The organism is Shewanella sp. AC34-MNA-CIBAN-0136 (assembly GCF_040309945.1).
Classification (GTDB): Bacteria; Pseudomonadota; Gammaproteobacteria; order Enterobacterales; family Shewanellaceae; genus Shewanella.
Genome location: NZ_JBEOPJ010000002.1, coordinates 222,777 through 239,590 on the forward strand (window position 1 = coordinate 222,777; position 16,814 = coordinate 239,590).

The 16,814-nt window shown below is 41.6% G+C and carries 14 protein-coding genes and 1 riboswitch; of the genes, 10 read left to right on the top strand and 4 right to left on the bottom strand.

The annotated features are described in order from the left end of the window. Positions 1-68: 68 nt before the first annotated feature. A complete protein-coding gene (locus AAEY94_RS02675; protein WP_162022259.1) occupies positions 69-1,394 on the bottom strand; it encodes a sigma-54 dependent transcriptional regulator in 1,326 nt (441 codons plus the stop codon). A 571-nt stretch (positions 1,395-1,965) separates the two neighbouring features. Between AAEY94_RS02675 and AAEY94_RS02680 the strand changes: the two genes are divergently transcribed. The 10 genes from AAEY94_RS02680 (at position 1,966) to AAEY94_RS02725 (ending at position 12,624) form a co-directional block, all read left to right on the top strand. Beyond that, complete coding sequence (locus tag AAEY94_RS02680) at positions 1,966-3,147, top strand: PA0049 C-terminal domain-containing protein (RefSeq protein WP_350977034.1); 1,182 nt, start codon at positions 1,966-1,968, stop codon at positions 3,145-3,147. 82 nt (positions 3,148-3,229) lie between these two features. After that, positions 3,230-3,841, top strand: coding sequence for a SprT family zinc-dependent metalloprotease (locus AAEY94_RS02685; RefSeq protein WP_335690594.1), 612 nt, complete (start codon positions 3,230-3,232; stop codon positions 3,839-3,841). Between the two features lie 157 nt (positions 3,842-3,998). Further along, positions 3,999-4,700, top strand: a complete 702-nt coding sequence (locus tag AAEY94_RS02690) for an endonuclease (protein WP_350977257.1) — start codon at positions 3,999-4,001, stop codon at positions 4,698-4,700. Between the two features lie 49 nt (positions 4,701-4,749). Next, on the top strand, positions 4,750-5,490 hold the full coding sequence (rsmE, locus tag AAEY94_RS02695) for a 16S rRNA (uracil(1498)-N(3))-methyltransferase (protein WP_101086195.1): 741 nt from the start codon (positions 4,750-4,752) through the stop codon (positions 5,488-5,490). Between the two features lie 43 nt (positions 5,491-5,533). Further along, on the top strand, positions 5,534-6,487 hold the full coding sequence (gene gshB, locus AAEY94_RS02700; protein WP_101086196.1) for a glutathione synthase: 954 nt from the start codon (positions 5,534-5,536) through the stop codon (positions 6,485-6,487). Positions 6,488-6,588: 101 nt separating this feature from the next. Beyond that, on the top strand, positions 6,589-7,863 hold the full coding sequence (locus tag AAEY94_RS02705) for an alkaline phosphatase (protein WP_242445122.1): 1,275 nt from the start codon (positions 6,589-6,591) through the stop codon (positions 7,861-7,863). A 106-nt stretch (positions 7,864-7,969) separates the two neighbouring features. Continuing rightward, positions 7,970-9,016, top strand: coding sequence for a methyltransferase (locus tag AAEY94_RS02710; RefSeq protein WP_350977038.1), 1,047 nt, complete (start codon positions 7,970-7,972; stop codon positions 9,014-9,016). 177 nt (positions 9,017-9,193) lie between these two features. Next, complete coding sequence (locus AAEY94_RS02715) at positions 9,194-10,861, top strand: flagellar assembly protein A (RefSeq protein ID WP_350977041.1); 1,668 nt, start codon at positions 9,194-9,196, stop codon at positions 10,859-10,861. A gap of 43 nt (positions 10,862-10,904) precedes the next feature. Further along, complete coding sequence (locus AAEY94_RS02720; RefSeq protein WP_162022252.1) at positions 10,905-11,267, top strand: DUF4144 domain-containing protein; 363 nt, start codon at positions 10,905-10,907, stop codon at positions 11,265-11,267. A gap of 220 nt (positions 11,268-11,487) precedes the next feature. Continuing rightward, positions 11,488-12,624 (top strand): site-2 protease family protein, encoded by a 1,137-nt coding sequence (locus tag AAEY94_RS02725; protein ID WP_101086201.1) that lies wholly within the window; start codon positions 11,488-11,490, stop codon positions 12,622-12,624. 71 nt (positions 12,625-12,695) lie between these two features. Here AAEY94_RS02725 and AAEY94_RS02730 read toward each other — a convergent pair whose 3' ends face one another. The 3 genes from AAEY94_RS02730 to AAEY94_RS02740 form a co-directional block, all read right to left on the bottom strand. Further along, positions 12,696-13,814, bottom strand: a complete 1,119-nt coding sequence (locus AAEY94_RS02730; RefSeq protein WP_350977045.1) for a succinylglutamate desuccinylase/aspartoacylase family protein — start codon at positions 13,812-13,814, stop codon at positions 12,696-12,698. A gap of 4 nt (positions 13,815-13,818) precedes the next feature. Further along, positions 13,819-15,198: a lysine-sensitive aspartokinase 3 gene (lysC, locus tag AAEY94_RS02735; RefSeq protein WP_182743536.1), complete on the bottom strand. Its 1,380-nt coding sequence runs from the start codon at positions 15,196-15,198 to the stop codon at positions 13,819-13,821. A gap of 134 nt (positions 15,199-15,332) precedes the next feature. Further along, positions 15,333-15,507, bottom strand: a riboswitch (Lysine riboswitch). Between the two features lie 240 nt (positions 15,508-15,747). Further along, positions 15,748-16,227, bottom strand: a complete 480-nt coding sequence (locus tag AAEY94_RS02740) for a DUF3293 domain-containing protein (RefSeq protein ID WP_101086204.1) — start codon at positions 16,225-16,227, stop codon at positions 15,748-15,750. Positions 16,228-16,814: the final 587 nt, after the last annotated feature.

The following is a 16,814-nucleotide window of genomic DNA, read 5'->3' on the forward strand; positions in this document are numbered from 1 at the left end:
TCTATTTTTAGGTACAATCTTAATATTAAGACTGAATAAGCAACTAAATAGTGTCTCAATTAAACCAATTACATCAGCGGTAAACGATGTTTGTCCATGAGTCGATAAAAGGTTGCCCTTGAAATATCTAAATAACTTGCTGCAAGCTCAACTTGACCGTCTGCAATCAGAATAGCCTGTTGTAAGGCTTGTTTTTCAGCATTGTCTTTTAAGGTTTTAAGCGATAGCGCAATGTGGCGTTTTTTATCGATATTAGCTAACTCTAGGTTTTGTGCACTTATCTGCGGCGTGTCGCACAATACCACCGCTCGGCGAACACGATTAATTAACTCGCGGACATTTCCTGGCCATGGGTAGTTTAATAGTGCATGGCAAGCTGATTGCGATAATGGCTTTGTCACAAGTCCATATTCATTCGAATACACCCGAATAAATCGATTGGCTAAACCGATAATATCATCACGCCTTTCTTTTAACCTTGGGGTAATAATAGTTATGCCATTCAAACGGTAATAAAGGTCTAACCTAAAACGGCCTTGATCAATGGCGCTTTCTAAATCAACATGAGTCGCCGCTAAAATACGCACGTCAGCCGATTGCGGTATGCCGCCGCCCACTGAGTCGTACAACCCCTCCTGTAAAAAACGCAATAAATTGACTTGCAACTCAGCGGGTAAATCACCAATTTCATCTAAAAATAATGTACCACCGTCAGCCAATGCAATTTTGCCTTTCCTGTTACTTGTTGCTCCCGTAAAGGCACCTTTTTCATGACCAAATAAGTCCGATTGAATTAAGCCAGCAGCCATAGCACCACAGTTAACCGTAATAAAAGGTCCATCTTTCCTAGAAGATAATTGATGTAGTTTGGTCGCGACTAATTCTTTACCAGTGCCAGATTCTCCTCGAATGAGCACAGGAATATCTGTCGGTGCAACTCGCTCAACTTGACGAAATAACTGTTGCATGACGTCCGATGGATACACCGATGGATCGGTTTCTTTGCCAGCTAATTCAGGCTGTGGAACATGATGCTGTTGCTTTAATTTAGATAAACCAATGCCATGACCCAAGCATTTCGCTAATCTTTCAGGATCAATAGGGCTAGTACAAAAATCCCAAGCATATTGCGCAATAAAAGTTGTGATCGCTGCAATGTCGAGTTGTGATTTATTGATGAGTACAATGATATGGACCCTAGGGTCTAACTCTCTGACCAGATAATTGATTTCATTTATGAGATTTTCTTTTCGAAGATCGATTAAACACAGGGCACAATTGATGGGAATTTTATTTTGATCATACTTATCAATGTAGTGAAGCTGAAAGTCTAATCGAGAAAGTACTTCATTTAGCTCATTACACTGAAAACCTGCCATTAGTAATGGTTCCATGTTGATATCCTTTCGATACAGTGAGCACCAAAGTGCTAACACAAGGTTAGCCTGTGCATCTTATCTATAGATATAACCGGATAATATTACTGAAATATAAACTCTGATCATTGGCTAATCGTTTATATCTTCGGTAATTTAATACATCAATAATGTCGTCACTCATAGCTAGTATCATTATTTGATTCAATATTAATACATAGTCAGAACCACACTTGGTACATTTTTAATCATCTTTTTATCGACTTATCACCCCAGATTAACCGTAACGATGACTAACTTTAGTGTATCTGTTATCTCAGCTACATCTTTCTTATGATCTTAGTATGGTATAGAAGTGCTAATAGTATATAAAAAGCAGCAATTAAATCGCCATATCTGCAACATTTAACGACCTCCAAAGAGGTTAACTTCAATCCATAATTTAAAAACGATTTACTGACACGAGTCTTAAAGTCCTATTAAACCCTCTAAACAACTGTGTTATAACTATAACGTAGGCCGCCTCACGGGCAGTAAAGTCGTTAAATGCAACCCAAAGATAGACATCTAGGGTCCTAAAGGAACCATCATGATTAAACACAGTGCTTTTATAATGTTAAGTACATTGGCATTAACCTTATCTACTGCAGTTAATGCTGGGCCGCTCTCAAAAGATGTTGAAGAGATGCGTGTATCAAAAGCGGGGCAAACTATGCCTAATGTGGTTAATCGTTATCAAGCGATCAGTGATACTTTAGAGGTCAAGTTAGCCCAATCTACTGATGAGTTAGCCGTTACCGAAATGGCAGCGCATCAAGGGCATAGGTTATGGCAGCAAGCTGTACGAGATGTACAATCGGGACACAGTGATGATCGCTCCTTGTACTGGAGTCGTTTAAGCATGCGTAACGTCCTAAAGCAAGAAAAAGCTGGATTCAATATGGTCGATTGGCAACGTGATATTTTAGTCAAAGCAGTTGAGAAGTCCTCTCGCGGCTTTAGCGATATTACGTTTTATCCCGATACACAAATTAATATTTTAGTGACCGGTTTTGACCCCTTTTTCCTTGATAGAAATATTGGCCAAAGCAATCCATCAGGTTTAGCTGCATTAGCACTCGATGGTTATCGTTTTGAGGTTAATGGTAAAAAAGCCCAGATCGAAACCGTAATGATTCCAGTAAGATTTAGCGATTTCGACAATGGTATTATCGAATCGTTACTCACGCCGTTTTATCGTGAAGACAGTGTCGACATGGTGTTTACCATTAGTATGGGTCGTGAAAACTTCGACATTGAACGCTTTCCTGGACGTAATCGCAGCGCAGAAGCTCCAGACAATTTAAATGTATTAACGGGTGCCAGTCAGCGCAATCCTAAAGCGCCATTATTTAACGGTGGAACCTCTGCCGATGGCAAATTAAATGGCCCTGAGTTTGTGCAATTCTCTTTGCCCGTTGAAGCAATGGCGGCAGTGAAAGGGCATTGGAGTGTTAATGACAATAATCAAATTAGCACCTTATCTCGGGGACAATTTAAAGCATCATCACTGGCTGAACTACAAAAAGAAATTTCTGTAGAAGGCTCTGGTGGCGGCTATTTATCCAATGAAATTTCCTATCGCAGTATTTTACTTCGAGATCAATTTAACTTGAATTTACCGGTAGGACACATTCATACTCCACGTATTAAAGGTTACGACTCGCAAGTAGAGTCAGACATTGTCGAGCAAATACGCGCCATGATAACTGCAGCGGCGAGCACACTGTAATGCCTACCAACTAACTTAACAGGCCAATACTTTACTTGCCTGAACCTTTCATTAATCATTCAGGCAAGTGAAGCAATTCAACATGTTTAAAAGTATTTTTAATCTCACGCAGCGCGCACACCAAGTATTAACGCAAGATATCCACGAAAAGGAGTCTTCGTTATCAGTGGGCTCTCTAACCCACCCATCGCTGAACGCTTCCGTTAGTGATCCTTTACAACAGCAGATCTTGGCCAAAGTCGAAACGGACTACCTATTAGCCGAACAACATTTTAAACGTCAATTCCCACGCCCTAGTGTGCATTTCAGCTTACGTGGAAAAAGCGCCGGCACAGCACATTTACAAACCAATAAATTACGCTTTAACCCGGTGTTACTGGCTGAAAATCCGGATATTTTTATTAACGAAGTTGTTCCGCATGAAATTAGCCATTTAGTCTGTTTCCATCTCTTTGGTAAAGTAAGACCTCATGGTAAAGAATGGCAGAGCGTAATGCTGACGACATTTAATATTACTCCCAAGACCACTCACCAACTCAATACTCAGTCTGTCAGTGGCCAACAATTCGAATATTTTTGCGGTTGTGGCAGCATCAACTTAACCATAAGACGTCACAACAGAATTGTCCGTGGCCAAACTCAATATCGCTGTCGCCGCTGCCAACAAACATTAACCCCTTTTAACCCTAAATAACCTTTGCTCGGAATAATAAACGGTATCAATTGCGTCATCGCATCTGATGGCTTAACATCAGCCAAAATGACAGGTTAAGCCTGCGCTGTAATGATATTTTTGTTAATTTTAGGGTTTAATTTTGCGCTTATCATCCACACACTCTTGGTTATTTTGGGTGTCGCTTCTGTGCGGCATTTTTTCATCCACACTTATCGCGGCAGAACATCCAAGTAGTTTTGGTAAAGCGAAAAAAGTGGCTAAAAAGATTTACCAACAACACCTACCCCTCAGTACTTTTTATTGCGGCTGCGACATCGCCATAGCAGGCAAATTATGGCAAGCAGATCATGCTAGCTGTGGCTATCAGGTTAGAAAACAAATTATTAGAGCAAACCGTATCGAATGGGAGCACGTGGTTCCCGCTTGGGAATTTGGTCATCAACTGCAATGTTGGCAAGACGGCGGCCGTAAGAATTGTGGTAAAAACAACAAGCAATTCAAAAAAATGGAAGCCGATTTACATAATCTCGTTCCTGCTGTTGGTGAGGTCAATGGCGATCGCAGCAACTTTAGGTTTAGTGATTGGGGTGGAAAAGCGAATCAATACGGACAATGTGAAATGATTGTCGACTTTAAAGGCCGCAAAGCACAACCGCCTAAACGAGCAAGAGGTCCTATCGCTCGCACTTACCTCTATATGCAACAAACCTATGGTCTACAAATTAGCAGTAGCCAACAAAAACTGTTTAGTGCATGGGACAAAATGCAGCCAGTGACGGCAACTGAGTGCAAGCGTGATACCTTAATCGCTGCTAACCAAGGTAATCATAATGATTTTGTATTCAAACAATGCCAAAATAACGGCTTAGTTCGTTAATTGACGATTAAGCTCCCCTTGAACAATTGGTTAAATAAGGTCAACACTGATGAGAGTCCCACGCATTTTTCAGCCCCTAGACAATTTACAACAAGGGCAAACTCTTCAATTAGATGAGGATGGTGTCGCCCACATTGGCCGAGTATTGCGCATGGGAATGGGCGATCGCATCAGCTTGTTTAACGGTGACGGCAATGATTACTTAACTGAAATTATTGAAACCAGTAAGAAATCGATTGCTGTCACGGTCTTAAGTTGTGAGGCTAACAACAGTGAATCGCCGTTAGACTTACATTTAGGCCAGGTGATTTCACGCGGAGACCGGATGGAGTTTACGGTTCAGAAGTCAGTAGAGTTGGGTGTAACAACCATTACTCCGTTATTTTCTGATCGTTGTGGTGTCAAACTGAGTGGTGAGCGCTTAGACAAAAAACTGCAACAATGGCAAAAAATTGTTATCAGTGCCTGTGAACAATCTGGCCGCAGTATTGTTCCGGTTGTTCGTCCTGCAATGACATTGGCACAATGGTGTGAAGAATCCACCGAAGCCTTAAAACTGAATTTGCACCCGAGAGCCTCACACGGTATTAATGGTTTGCAGTTATCCGGTCAACACCACAAAGTAAGATTATTAATTGGCCCAGAAGGCGGTTTATCTGACGAAGAAATTGCCATGACCGAAACCCAACATTTTACCGATATTTTATTGGGACCAAGGGTACTTAGAACTGAAACAGCGTCATTAACTGCCATTACCGCATTACAAGTTAAATTTGGCGATATTGGTTAAATTAAACCGATATCTTCCCTGCACATTATTAAAGGATACACACATGATTAAGCTCGGTATTGTTATGGACCCGATTAGCGACATAAACATCAAAAAAGATTCGAGCTTTGCGATGTTATTGGACGCACAAGCACGCGGCTACCAATTGTTTTATATGGAAATGCATGACCTTGCGATGGTCAACGGCAAAGCCATGGCCACGATGCGTGAATTGTCGGTTAAGCAAGATGCTGATCAATGGTTTACCTTAGGCGAGTCAGTTGATACTCCCTTAGCCGAACTTGATGTGATCTTAATGCGTAAAGATCCACCATTTGATACCGAATTCATCTACGCGACTTATATGCTCGAACGTGCGGAAGAAGAAGGCGTATTGATTGTTAACAAACCGCAAAGCTTACGTGATGCCAATGAAAAACTGTTTACAGCATGGTTTTCTGAATTTACCCCAGACACTATTGTTACCCGCGATGCTAAACGCATCAGAGCATTCCACCAGCTAAAACAAGACATCATTTTAAAACCGCTAGATGGTATGGGCGGTACGTCTATTTTTAGAGTGAAAAAAGATGACCCTAACGTTGGCGTGATTATCGAAACATTAACCAGTTATGGTCAACAATACGCGATGGCGCAAGCCTTTATTCCAGAAATCACTCAAGGTGATAAGCGTATTTTAGTGGTGGACGGTGAACCGGTACCTTATGCATTAGCCCGTATCCCGATGAAAGGTGAAACCCGTGGCAACTTAGCTGCTGGCGGTAGTGGTGTAGCCCAACCATTATCGGAAAGTGATTGGAAAATTGCTCGTGCTATTGGTCCAGAATTGAAAAAGCGTGGCCTTATTTTTGTCGGCTTAGACGTTATTGGCGATAAGTTAACTGAAATAAATGTGACTAGTCCAACCTGCATTAAAGAAATTGAAGCAGCGTTCGACGTTAATATTACCGGCATGCTTATGGATGCCATCGAAGCCCGTATTAGTCAGCAAAAATAGGATTAATCATGCATTTTTTATCTACCTACCAACGGATAATCGGTAGATTATTATTGGTATCTAGCTTGATCGTAACGGGTGCAATGGCTGATGAAGTCGTTATGTCACCTGTAGTCGCTAATACAGCAAGCAATAATGTGCCAACCGTCGGTCCATCAAGACCCAAAAATATTATCATTATGATTGGTGATGGTATGGGACCGGCTTACACCACAGCTTATCGTTACTATAAAGATAATCCTGAAACGGAAGAGATTGAACAAACGGTTTTTGATCGCTTACTCGTTGGTATGGCAAGCACTTACCCAGCTTCTATCAGTGGCTATGTCACCGACTCTGCCGCATCTGCCACTGCATTATCAACTGGAGTTAAAAGTTATAATGGTGCCATTGCCGTTGATACCGAAAAACGCCCACTCACAACCTTAATGGAAAAAGCTAAAGCATTAGGCTTATCTACTGGCGTAGCGGTTACCTCCCAAGTAAACCATGCTACACCGGCAGCATTTTTGGCTCATAACGAAAGCCGTAGTAATTACATAGACATTGCAGAAGCTTATTTAGCATCTGATGCTGATGTGATTCTTGGTGGTGGCCAGCAATATTTCACCCCAACATTACTTGAGCAGTTTAGCGCGAAAGGCTACCAACACATCACTGAATTCTCTGAGCTAGAATCAGTGACTACGCCAAAAGTATTGGGGCTGTTTGCTGATGTACAATTGCCTTGGGTGATTAATGATAAACAAGCGCATAAACTCAGCCATATGACCCAAAAGGCATTAGATTTACTATCACAAAATGAACAAGGTTTTGTGTTATTGGTAGAAGGCAGCTTAATTGACTGGGCAGGTCACAGTAACGATATTGCTACCGCGATGGGTGAAATGGATGAATTTGCATCCGCTATCGAAGTGGTTGAACAATTTGTTCGCCAAAGTAAAGACACCCTTATGGTTGTGACAGCAGATCATAATACCGGTGGATTATCAGTTGGTGCACATGACAAATACGAATGGCACCCTGAAGTACTGCATAAGGTTCAAGCCAGCCCTGATGTCATTGCTACCCGTGCCATTGCCGAAGATAACTGGCAACCTTTAACGGCGACGCTACTTGGTTTTACACCAAATGAAGCCCAATACAGTCAATTACAAAGCGCACGCATGCAAGGTAATGAGCCATTATCAATCGCACTGCGTAAACTCATTGATATTGAATCGAATACCGGTTGGACAAGTGGCGGTCATACCGCGATGGATGTTCAAGTCTTTGCAGAAGGCCCAGGTGCGAGATTATTTAGCGGTCATCAAGACAATATTGATATTGCGATTAAGATGTTTAGCTTACTACCGCAATCGGTGCAAACACCTTAATCACTGACTGACTGACGACTATGTCTAACACAATCCCCGTTATCGAAGTGGGGGTTGTGTTAATATCAGCGTGTTTATCTTATCACTAGCATTATGAGCAACCGACGTGTTAACAAATCCTTCTCAAGCGTTAATTAGAAACAGCAAATACTTTCAGCAACACAATGTGTTAGTGCTCAATTATGAAGCTGATACCTTTGCACATCAATGTCTTGAGTTTGCCGATAATGTCACCGCCCTAGCGCTAGACTTTAATCATCACCTCACATTATCCTCTTGCGCTAATGAAAAATTACAATGCTATTTTGGCCATCAACTGCCTGAGTCATTAGCTGATGCAAAATTTGATAGCGTCATTATTTACTTTCCAAAAGCTAAACCCTTAATGGGCTATTTACTGCAACTGGCTGCACAACATTTAAATATCGATGGCCAATTGATGATTGTGGGTGAAAATAAAGGTGGAGTTAAATCAATTGATAAACTCACACCTGATTATTACTCAACCCCGATCAAGCAAGATAATGCCCGCCATTGTCTAGTGTATGTCAGTTATTTAACCCAAGCAGCACCAACGCTATCCATAAGCGATTGGGTAAGCCAATATTCACTAGAAACCCCACAGGGAACACTGCAAATTTGTAATACTGTCGGTGTTTTCAGCGAGAAACGTCTCGATCAGGGGACCGAATTACTGCTGTCACATTTACCGGATAACTTACGCGGCAGAGTACTCGATTTTGGTTGTGGTGCAGGGGTCATTACAGCTGCATTGCTAAAAGCCAATCCAGAGTTAACCATTGAGTGCATTGATATCAATGCAATGGCGTTACTCTCATGTGAATTAACCCTAGCAGCCAATAGTATGCAGGCAAAGGTCTATCCTTCAGATGGGTTTAATCAAATCTCAGGCAAGTTCGATGGTATTATCTCCAACCCGCCATTTCATGATGGGTTAACCAGCACGACTGATATTGCCACGCAATTTGTCCAACAAAGTGCTATTAGGCTGACATCACAAGGTGTATGGCAGATTGTCGCTAATCGCCATTTGCCTTATTCAGAGACGATAGCGACGCATTTTGGCAAAGTGAATGTGGTAGCGGAAAACAATAAGTATAAATTGTATTTCCATCAACACTTATACCAATAATACTCCGCACCTCAAACCGCTTCACTTATAAGCGACAAAGCAAGCTTACTGCTGGAAATGCAGATTAATATCAGCTAAATTGGCTTAAAGGCAAAATAACGCACATTTTGTAATTCATTTCGTTGGTATTCTATTTGCCTGTTATGACCTGATATAAAAATAAAAACAAAGGATGTTATGTTAGAGCCCTCAATCGTCGCACTAAGTGCTGATAAAAATAAAGTGGAATTACGTATAATTCCCAATACTCACGGCCCAGTGTCAGCAGAGGATATTAACGCCTTACTCACACAGGCGGCTTTTGCTATGCTGTTTCCTATTGCCCCTGCAATTGCTAAAGCGGTAGCGGAAGTTAATGCTCTATGCGGTCAAAACTCCGGAACTCACGAACTCTTTTTTGCCATTGCCGAACGTAAAGACGGTATCGTTAATATCAGTGTCAGTGACGATAAAATGCAAGCCAGTATGAAAATCACTTCAGCTTGGGGCGGCAAAGATATTACCCTGCCAGATGTACTTAATACCCTTAAAACTCAAAAAATTAAAATGGGATTGAGTAAACCTAAAATCATGGCATTAATGCAGCGTTTGTCGATATTGCCACCAGGAGAAACCTGTGAAGGCGTCATAGCTTGCGGTAAAGCAGCCGTTAACGGCGACAATGCGATATTAACCCGAAAAGTCGCCTTAGCTCGTGAGCGCTTATTACAACCACAAGAACGCGAAGACGGCTCGGTCGACATGCGTAATTTAGGCGCACTAATTACCGTTAAGCCCAATGATTTACTGATGGTTAAAAACCCTTCAACCATCGGCACCCCTGGTTTTAATGTTCACGGCGATATACTGCAACAAATTCCTGGTAAAGATAAACCAATGGAACCAGGCACAGGCACCAGCTTACACCCTAAAGATCAACATAAACTCATCGCCACAGTGTCTGGTCAGCCAGTTGAAAATCGCAGCGGTATGCAAGTTGACGATATGCTGCAAATTAAAGATGTAGACGTTCGCTATGGCCACGTTAATTTTAAAGGCAGTGTTTTAATCACTGGCGATGTGCACGAAGGTATGGAAGTAAAAGCTAGCGGTGACGTAACGGTAATGGGCTTTGTTGAGTCCGCGTCTATTGAAGCTCAAGGTGATGTCATTGTCAGTAAAGGTGTTATTGGCCGTTTAATTAAAGAGCACGATCTCAGCACTAAAATAAAAGCTACCGGACAAATTTGTGCCCAGTTTGTGCAGTATTCCCATTTAGAGGCCCTAGGCAATATTCTAGTCACCAAGCAGTTACTTCACAGTCACTCAACCTCAGGTGACACTATTACCGTCAGTGATGCCCAAGCAAGACGAGGTGACTTAATCGGCGGCATTGCTACTGCAGCAAAAGGCATTAGAGCCATTGCATTTGGTGCTACCGCCGGCACTAAAACGGAATTGTTTTGTGCCATGCATCATGGTGAATTAAAGCAAGAACTTAAAGAGTTAGATGACAGTATTAAAGGCATGGTTGTTGCGGGCTTAGAAATAGAAGCAAGATTACGTAAATTACCGCCCAAAACGGAATGGCAAAGCGATGCCGGCATGATTGAGCAAGTCAAAATGATGCTCGAGCAAAAAAATCAAATGGCAGAAGAACGTATGAAAGAAGAACTAGAATACACTCAACATCTTAACGAAGTTGAAGGCTACTATAATAATTACGTCATCAAAGCTGAAAAACACATTTTCACCAACGTCGAAATTCATATAGGTGCGGCATTCAATCGCAGCCAACGTGAACATGGGCCGTGTATTGTAAAAAACGTCAATCAAGAAGTATCATTCGATTACAGTAATCGATAACAATCAGTTGGTAAGACAATAAAAAGTGGACAAACAGATAACTATGCAACAGATACATTGGCCGGCCATACTGCAGTTTGATCAAGATGATGAGCTAATGTATCTGGTTAACTATCAAGATTGGTTGGGCTTTATTTGCGCCAACCAATTTACCGTCCACGCTGAAGATAAACTCATCGACAATGCCGGCCATGTGTATAGCATCCAGAAACATCCGCCACAGGATCCCAGCGTGGCTGAACTGCCTGTACTGGTTAAGCTAAGTCAAGATATGAGCGTGTTACAGTTACTGCCACTGGTACGCCAGTATGGTCAGTTTCAAGGACATTGCTGCAGTGCAAAAATTGTCTTTACCACCATAGAGCAAGGTATTGCGACCGTGGCTGAATTAGAACATCTGTATTAACAACGTATTCAGACTGAAGATTAACAGCACATAACACCTCCTTTTTTAGCATTACTAACCTTCAATTTACCAACAACAGACTCATGTTACTTACCTTAATCACTCAATCATAAATCTAAGCTAATGATTAACGAATATAATGGTAAAACCCATTGAGCAACACACACAGCTCTGGCAAAATGCCTCTATGCTCACTGTCCATAAACCCTGAGAATCCTTAATGGAATTACTAAATATTGAATGTCTAGGTAAACGTCTGCGACTAGAAGGCTCGATTGCGGGCTGGCAGCAACTTTATTGGGACAATCAACTGGTATCACAAAAGTCTGCAAGCGCTAGTGACCAAGCCTTTCATATTCATTCATTTGAACTGACCACTCAAACGTCGGTACCGACTGAAACAAATATCAACCACGACGAACCCGTTAAACCCAATATTGGTTCACTACCGGTACGATTAGAAATCGATGTTAACTGGCAACCGTTTCAACTGGATTATTGTTTATTAATAGATGATGAATCCATAACCCAAGGTCAACGAACCGTTGAAGATATTGAGCGTCAAACACCTGAAATTGCAGCAGTAAAAAACCAAAAGCTCAGTGTTGTTGGACTGGCATCATTAGGTTTTAAGCTACTAAAAAGTGCCAAGGTGGTTAAAGTCCTTTTTGCGGGAGCCAGTGTTGCCGCCTATTCATGGTTATTTTCATTTGAATTTGCCTTAGCCCTCATCGGCTGCTTAGTGTTTCATGAATATGGCCATATTAGAGCGATGAAACATTTCGGCATGAAAACCAAAGGGATCTATTTAATCCCTTTTGTGGGCGGCTTAGCGCTAAGTGATGAACGTATCAACACCCGCTGGCAAGATGTGTATATTTCGATTATGGGCCCCACTTTTGGACTCATTTTATCGATTATCTCACTTGGACTTTATTGGCTAACAGGCAACATATTCTTTGCCGGATTAGCAACATTCAATGCGCTGCTAAATTTGTTTAATTTACTGCCCATTTTACCTCTCGATGGCGGTCATATTTTAAAAAGCATCAGCTTTTCAATGAATAGTGTTGTCGGTCTAGTGGCTTGTATTGCTGGTGCCGCTATCGGTGTGTTCATTAGCTATAGCTTAGGGCTCGCCTTGCTGGGCTTTTTGTTACTGATCGGCAGTGTAGAAATTGTATTTGAATGGCGCGGTCGCCATCAAAGTCATTTATTGCCGTTAGATCGTTACGGGCAAATTTTCTCTACCGTATGGTATTTACTCACGGTAGCAAGTTTAGTGGGCATTATTTGGTATTTTGCTGCTTCTGGTAACGAAATGTTAGCGATTCCGCTACAGATTTTAGGCAGTTAATTGCAATTTACGCATCGACAAAAACGCCTGCAATTGCAGGCGTTTTTGTTTTACTTAGCCAAAGCAGTTAATCAACTAGGCTGTAATGGAAACACATTAGTCATCACCTTATACAACTCTGTGCCTTGGAGTACCGACGCAGAAGCAAAATGCAAAATAGGCACACAATCCATGGGTAAACTAATGGCTTGGTAAGCCTGTTCAGTACCATACAAATCTATGCGTAAAATGTTCGCTAAAGATTTGCCTGCGGTTAATGGTTCACCGACACTGGCACAATATTCAATTAAGCCAGCTTTAGGTGCATGAAACTTCTTATAATCCTTCAAGTAACACCCAAACCTTTCCATACTGGCTGGATAAACTTTTTCAGCAATCACGCCACGGTGACTTAAATAAGCCAGTATGCCTTTGGCATCCTCTAACGCGTCAGCTAAATCAATCCGTTCTTGGCTTGCAAGCTCTAAGGTAAATGCTGACACAGGTACCGAAAATTCACGGCCTTGACTGGCTGCATACTCGGTTAACTGCCACCAAGGGCAAAAGGTAGCTTCATCCATCGCACCACCAAAACTATTGGGGATAACCAAGGTATACGGGATCGAGAAAAATCTCGCCGCATCAATATCATACTCAGGGCAGTACAAGTGTTTGCACGACTTAGGGCCGGTATGCAAATCAAGCACTATGTCTGCTTGATGTGCCATAGCCTGTAAATTTACTGCTAACCGATGACCTGTTGAAATCCCAAAAGAATGAGTTAGGCGCGCCAGGCAAGTTTCTACCAACATTGAACGATAGGCGCAAAACAGCTCACTATTGGTTAAACGTTGGTGCTCGGCATACCAAGTTTGAATATCGACTTGATGATCAAAGTACTCGCGGTTCCAATTAACCCCTGTAATGGGATCAAAACGCCCTAGAGTAAACTCACCACTCTTTTGATTAATCCCTAAAGGATTGGCTAAGGGAGCAAGCGTAATATCACCTAAAACCTGGTAACCTTCCAATAAGGTCATCAGTTGATAAATCACAGCATTACCTTGCACTTCAGCACCATGAACATTGGCCTGAATATACACGCTAGGCGCAACACTCTCGCTACCAATGAATGAATATACTGGAACGGTCAATGCGTGTCCTGTCGCCAGTTCTCCAACTTGAACTGACGATTGTATTGCTTTAGTCATATGATTACTCAAACAGGTTTTGGTGCAAAGCATTAACCACTTGCGCCGCTTCCGACTCTGCAACCAACACACATAAATTATGTGGGCTTGCGCCTTGGCAAATCATCCGAACATTATGGTTTTCAAGCACTTTAAACACCCTACTACAAATGCCAGCCGTTGATGCTATGCGATTACCGATGATGGCGATTAACGCTAAATCTTCCTCGACTCTTACACGACAATGTTGCGATAACTCTTGTAATAACGACTCACTGAGTAAGCCCTGGCCACTTGAATCTGAACCCGTTTTATCTAGGGTTAACGATACGTTAACCTCCGAGGTCGTGATTAAATCGACGGATATTTTGTGTCGCGCCAAGGTCGCGAACGTTTCTGCCAAAAAGCCCTGAGCATGTAACATTTGCAAGCTATGCAAGTTAAGTAAAGTTTGATCGCGGCGTAACGCCACCGCTCTAAACACTGGGGTATCTTCAACTTGATGACGGATCCAAGTTCCGCCCATTTCAGGCGCTTTACTTGAACCTACAAACACCTGAATTTTTTGTCTTACTGCCGGTAAAATGGTGGCGGGATGCAATACTTTAGCGCCAAAGGTCGCCATCTCAGCCGCTTCATTAAAGCTAATTTCAGCAATCGGGCGGGCATTGGGGGCAAGGCGTGGGTCAGTGGTATAAATACCGGCCACATCGGTCCAAATCTCAACCGCTGTAGCACGAAGCGCTTCGGCAAGTAATGCCGCCGAATAGTCACTACCACCACGGCCTAATGTTGTTGTTCGTCCCTCTTCATCCGCACCAATAAAGCCTTGGGTAACGATAACGTAACGCGCAAGTAATGGCTGTAAAAAGTCACCTGCTAACATTGAAATAGCTTCAATTTGTGGCTCTGCGCGACCAAAGTGACTGTCGGTACGTAATACTTGACGCACATCAAAATGATTTGAAGCAGTGCCCTTTTCCCGAATAACCGCAGAAAATAAAATCGATGAACATTGCTCTCCCGTCGACAGTAACTCGTCCATAACCGCTTTGCTGCGATTCAGCTCTAACGATTCGCTGAGTACTGACATCCGACTGAGTATTTTATCAATACTGGCTGCCACGTCTTGCGGACGACCGAGTTCATCTAATATCGCATATTGAATTTGAGCAATTTGCTTAAGCAATACCAAGCGACGCTCGTCATTCACATTAGCTTGAGTTAACTCAACTAATAAATTGGTCACTCCGCTGGAGGCGCTTACTACCACAAGGCGAGTAGCTTGATTAGCCAACACAATATCTGCACAACGGCTCATAGAGGCGTAATCAGCAACTGAGGTGCCGCCAAATTTGGCAACGACTAATTCTGGGGTATCTATTTCAGACTGAACAAAGCTCATACTGATGCCTCCGCTGTTTGCGAAAGACTCAAAAATAAGATGTGATTTACTAACATGATATACGCTCCGAACACACTACGTTCGAAGAGCCTGGTGCTAAGATAACGCACCCTTATAGAAGGGAAACAGCAATCATCACCAGAAGCTCTCCACCAAAAAAATAGGTGACAATCGTTAGGATTCAGCCTAATCGACCGATATCAATGTTTGCCAGACAAACTGATACCTCGGCGCTAATCTCCATCATAAGTGGTCATCGGATTGGCATCCTCTCACTTACTACCTAGTTAACGCTCCTCTTCTGTTCCTCCCGAAGGAGGGAGTTGAAAATAGCAAAAAATACCCTATCAAGTCAATCAGCAAACACAGTAAAAATACACTGTTTTGATAAAAAATATCGCTGCAGTGAAATATTATGCGGCTGCGACTTCAGAGCAATGATTGTTCTCTATTACGAAAAAATGCCCATAAATATCCAAAAAACATAATTAACCGCAAATTACCGAGACAATCTAGTGAGTATTGTCTCAAAATAATGTGTTAATTATTTTATCGCAGCTGTGCCGTTTTAATTACGTCATTATTTACCCAGTTATACGAACCTATCTCTGGCAACTCACTCACCATCCTTAATCGGTGATTAAAAATTCCCATATCAACTTCAGGTTTGATGCTATCAAGGCATGCAATCAAAGATAGCAAACCTTGATTAACGTAGTAAATTGCATGTTGATTAAATTCTCGACCAAGCTCAACAGCTTGTTCTTTATCAATAAAAATAGCCCAGCTCTTTTCCATATGCGACAAATCAGGTGCTGCACCGATTAACGCACGATAGGGACGATTATATTGTTGAATTTTAAATTGAAGCTGACGATCGAGTAAGCGATTTTGACTAGGAGAGAGTCTTGAACCACGGGGGTTATGGGCAGTAACAATAGCAAATGGGAAATCATGAGAAAGGCGTTGAGTAAACAAAAAATGAGTACTTTGATACTCATTCCACAATGTATCTATAACATTTTCCATAATAAATTTTCGTCAATTAAGCCAGAATTAGTCTAGCAGATAGGTTTGATTTCTAAAAGGTTTACGATCTAAATCAGCAGTACTATATTAGAAAACCATTAATTATTATCATCTTAGCAAGGTTAATCTTTCATATACTCGAGTGTTATATTAATTTTTTAACATTTAATTTGTTAACAAATGCCTAAAACGAGTACAATAACCATTACGCACTATTAAATCACTGTAGCAAAGTTAGCTACATACACCTCAAAAACTCAGCAAATGTTGTTGTGAGTGTGACGATTTTTTGATGTAAAGTTTACAGTCGTACTAAATTTGTTCTACATTTGATAAAACATTAATACGATTAAATAAGTTTGCAATAGAAGGAACTATCTTTCTAAATGGCATTCATAGTAAGTAAGCTTAAGTGCAACAAATTTTACACCATCATGAATAAGTGCAAACGCGTGCCTTGGCGTAGTGGTAATTAATCGACGTAAGCAGACTCAGTAACCAGTATTAAGTGTTAAGTGTTACATAATAGAGTTTATAGAGAGTGTTTAATTCAGGGTAGACATAGATAAACACCAAAAAATATCGGA

What these genes read in the sequence shown, in the direction of transcription:
- AAEY94_RS02675 (WP_162022259.1), bottom strand. Translation starts at nt 1,394, where the DNA reads ATGGAACCATTACTAATGGCAGGTTTTCAGTGTAATGAGCTAAATGAA.
- AAEY94_RS02680 (WP_350977034.1), top strand. Translation starts at nt 1,966, where the DNA reads ATGATTAAACACAGTGCTTTTATAATGTTAAGTACATTGGCATTAACC.
- AAEY94_RS02685 (WP_335690594.1), top strand. Translation starts at nt 3,230, where the DNA reads ATGTTTAAAAGTATTTTTAATCTCACGCAGCGCGCACACCAAGTATTA.
- rsmE (WP_101086195.1), top strand. Translation starts at nt 4,750, where the DNA reads ATGAGAGTCCCACGCATTTTTCAGCCCCTAGACAATTTACAACAAGGG.
- gshB (WP_101086196.1), top strand. Translation starts at nt 5,534, where the DNA reads ATGATTAAGCTCGGTATTGTTATGGACCCGATTAGCGACATAAACATC.
- AAEY94_RS02705 (WP_242445122.1), top strand. Translation starts at nt 6,589, where the DNA reads ATGTCACCTGTAGTCGCTAATACAGCAAGCAATAATGTGCCAACCGTC.
- AAEY94_RS02715 (WP_350977041.1), top strand. Translation starts at nt 9,194, where the DNA reads ATGTTAGAGCCCTCAATCGTCGCACTAAGTGCTGATAAAAATAAAGTG.
- AAEY94_RS02720 (WP_162022252.1), top strand. Translation starts at nt 10,905, where the DNA reads ATGCAACAGATACATTGGCCGGCCATACTGCAGTTTGATCAAGATGAT.
- AAEY94_RS02725 (WP_101086201.1), top strand. Translation starts at nt 11,488, where the DNA reads ATGGAATTACTAAATATTGAATGTCTAGGTAAACGTCTGCGACTAGAA.
- AAEY94_RS02730 (WP_350977045.1), bottom strand. Translation starts at nt 13,814, where the DNA reads ATGACTAAAGCAATACAATCGTCAGTTCAAGTTGGAGAACTGGCGACA.
- lysC (WP_182743536.1), bottom strand. Translation starts at nt 15,198, where the DNA reads ATGAGCTTTGTTCAGTCTGAAATAGATACCCCAGAATTAGTCGTTGCC.
- AAEY94_RS02740 (WP_101086204.1), bottom strand. Translation starts at nt 16,227, where the DNA reads ATGGAAAATGTTATAGATACATTGTGGAATGAGTATCAAAGTACTCAT.